The sequence below is a fragment of the Lonsdalea iberica genome (assembly GCF_002111585.1).
In the GTDB taxonomy this organism is placed as follows: Bacteria; Pseudomonadota; Gammaproteobacteria; order Enterobacterales; family Enterobacteriaceae; genus Lonsdalea; species Lonsdalea iberica.
The window spans coordinates 1-2,823 of the sequence record NZ_LUTP01000088.1 but is presented as its reverse complement, the minus strand read 5'-3'; the positions used below and the strand labels follow the sequence as shown (position 1 = coordinate 2,823).

Below are 2,823 nucleotides of genomic sequence, written 5' to 3'. Positions count from 1 at the left end.
GCTTCTTCTTCCGTTATTTTCGCATAATTATGGAAGTAGGAGTCCGGGTTGGCAAATGCACCCTGTCTGAATTTCAGAAAGCGATTGATGTACCAGCTTTTTAGGAAATCTTCTGGCGCATCGACGTAGATGGAGAAATCCACAAAGTCGGATACGAAGACCCGATGTGGATCATGAGGATAGTCCATGCCGCTTTGTAAAACATTCAACCCTTCCAATATGAGAATATCAGGCCGTTCGATGACCTGATGCTGGTCAGGGACGATATCGTAGGTCAGATGAGAGTAGGTCGGTGCGACGACTCTAGGAGCCCCCGACTTCACTTCAGAAACGAATTTCACCAGGCTGTGCATATCGTATGACTGGGGAAACCCTTTTTTCTTCATCAGGTTTTTTTCTTTTAAAACCTTATTAGGATGCAAGAAGCCATCGGTGGTGATCAATTCAACCGTGCGATGTTCCGGCCAACGACTGAGCAAGGCTTGTAATACGCGCGCAGTCGTACTTTTCCCCACAGCCACACTGCCGGCGACCCCAATGATGTAGGGAATTTTTTGTCCGTCAGTGCCTAAAAACTGCTCCAAAACTGCCTGACGTCGCAAATTAGAGCTGATGTAAAAGTTTAATAAACGGGATAGTGGCAGATAAATTTCTGCAACTTCATCCAAGGATAGATCCTCATTGATGCCTTTAAGTTTTAATATTTCTTTCTCTGTCAGCGTTAACGGGACCGAATCCCGCAACGTCGCCCACTGCTGACGATCAAATTGCAGATATGGTGTGGCCAAGGATTGTTCGCTATCTCTCATAAATACGTTTCTACATGCCAGTACAGCGTTAAAAGGTGTCATGTCGGTCTTAAAAACCTTCAGATAAAAAAGACTGCTCACCTTTTCTTGGGGGAAATTAAATGATGACGGGCAGATTACCACCATGCGGGTAAAGAAAAGAAGAAGAAATCCAAAGCGACGCGATGCCTTATAAAGGCAACAGGTTTATTTTAGTAAGCAATAACCAGCGCGCATGACTTCACACTAAAAAGACGTTTGTAGTAAATCGCTGTCGGGTGATAAATCCCTTTAGGGGAGCATGCGTAATCGGATATTTCTCCCAGTTTGGTGTAGCCCTGCGACTGGTAAAATAGTTCCGCAGTGGAGCCTGCTTCCGTATCAAGATAAAGCAGCCCGCGCTGCAGGCTAAACGCCGCTGCTTCGAGTTCGTGCAAAAGATGATGGCCTATCATCGGGCGTCGATATTGGCTGTGAACAAGCATTTTCTGAATCTCCGCACGATTTTGCCCATTCGTTTTCTGGCAAAGCTCCAGTTGCACGGTTCCCACTACCTTTCCTTCATAAAGCGCAACCCAAAGGCGGCGTTCTCCTTGCGCAATAGAAGGCTTCAGACTATCGAAATAACTTTCGGCATGAGGGCGTTCGATATCCGATTGAGCTGCCATTATCGACTGCATCAATCAGCAATTCCGCCAACGCATGCCGATATAAAGAAAAAGTGTCGGTGGAGAGCAAAACGGTTTTCATTAAATATCTCCTGCAAAAGCAAGCACCGGTGGATTGCTTCTTGGCTATTAGTGAGCAAAAAACATACCGCTTTCTACACGATCTACTGGGCTTCACGCGGGCGATGTAGCGATAGTGGCTAGCCAGGCCATCATTGAGGGGCATAAATGATGACGAAATGGAGAGAAGACGGCTAGATTAGACCTTATGGAAAATGCAGCGAATGCCGCAGGTATGGTGCATATTTGCACGAATTGCTAACGTTTATGCAAAACAATGTCCAGAAATGCACAAAATCTAAGCGACAGTGCATTTTAGGCAATTTTTTTGTTGCATAGACCGGCCACTCTACCTAGAATGCGCAGCACTTGATGCCGGCTTAGCTCAGTTGGTAGAGCAACTGACTTGTAATCAGTAGGTCGCCAGTTCGACTCCGGCAGCCGGCACCATCAAGTACACAACCAGGTGGGGTTCCCGAGCGGCCAAAGGGAGCAGACTGTAAATCTGCCGTCACAGACTTCGAAGGTTCGAATCCTTCCCCCACCACCAATTCAAGCCATGAAAAATGGCTGAATCGATGTGATCAAGTAACAGATATCATGTCAGTAAAGGTGAGGAGTTGCGTGGCAAGTCTTCCTTCTCCCACCCTCAATTCGATCCTGGAAACAGGATCAAAACGATCTGATGCTTCAATGATTGGATCGAAAAAATCGCGGCGTGGATGTAGTATGTGCCGGGGTTTTAACTCTATAAAGAAATCAGGTAGCCGAGTTCCAGGATGCGGGCATCGTATAATGGCTATTACCTCAGCCTTCCAAGCTGATGATGTGGGTTCGATTCCCACTGCCCGCTCCATATTAGATGTGCTGATATAGCTCAGTTGGTAGAGCGCACCCTTGGTAAGGGTGAGGTCGGCAGTTCGAATCTGCCTATCAGCACCACTCCTTTATATCTTCCTCCTGATTTCCTTTTGTTAAGCTCAGCAAGTAATTGCTTGGTTGATGTGGTGATATCACCGATTTATCCGTGTCTTAGAGGGACAATCGATGTCTAAAGAAAAATTTGAACGTACTAAACCGCACGTTAACGTCGGTACTATCGGCCACGTTGACCATGGTAAAACAACGCTGACCGCTGCTATCACTTCCGTACTGGCTAAAACCTACGGTGGTGCAGCTCGCGCATTCGATCAGATCGATAACGCGCCGGAAGAAAAAGCGCGTGGTATCACCATCAACACGTCTCACGTTGAATACGATACCCCGACTCGTCACTACGCGCACGTTGACTGCCCAGGGCATGCCGA

2 protein-coding genes, 4 tRNA genes and 1 pseudogene are annotated in these 2,823 nt (G+C 47.1%); 5 read left to right on the top strand and 2 right to left on the bottom strand.

What is annotated here, in order from left to right; translation table 11 throughout:
- The coding region (gene coaA / locus AU511_RS16640) for a type I pantothenate kinase (protein ID WP_094110345.1) at positions 1 to 809 on the bottom strand (809 nt) is incomplete at its 3' end.
- Positions 810 to 1,000: 191 nt separating this feature from the next.
- Positions 1,001 to 1,538, bottom strand: a pseudogene (locus AU511_RS16635) (GNAT family N-acetyltransferase).
- Between the two features lie 352 nt (positions 1,539 to 1,890).
- Here AU511_RS16635 and AU511_RS16630 point away from each other — a divergent pair.
- The 5 genes from AU511_RS16630 to AU511_RS16610 form a co-directional block, all read left to right on the top strand.
- A tRNA-Thr gene (locus AU511_RS16630) sits at positions 1,891 to 1,966 on the top strand.
- A gap of 15 nt (positions 1,967 to 1,981) precedes the next feature.
- Positions 1,982 to 2,066, top strand: a tRNA-Tyr gene (locus AU511_RS16625).
- A 231-nt stretch (positions 2,067 to 2,297) separates the two neighbouring features.
- Positions 2,298 to 2,372, top strand: a tRNA-Gly gene (locus AU511_RS16620).
- Between the two features lie 10 nt (positions 2,373 to 2,382).
- A tRNA-Thr gene (locus tag AU511_RS16615) sits at positions 2,383 to 2,458 on the top strand.
- A 105-nt stretch (positions 2,459 to 2,563) separates the two neighbouring features.
- Positions 2,564 to 2,823: GTP-binding protein (locus tag AU511_RS16610; RefSeq protein ID WP_094110346.1), on the top strand; the 260-nt coding region annotated here is incomplete at its 3' end.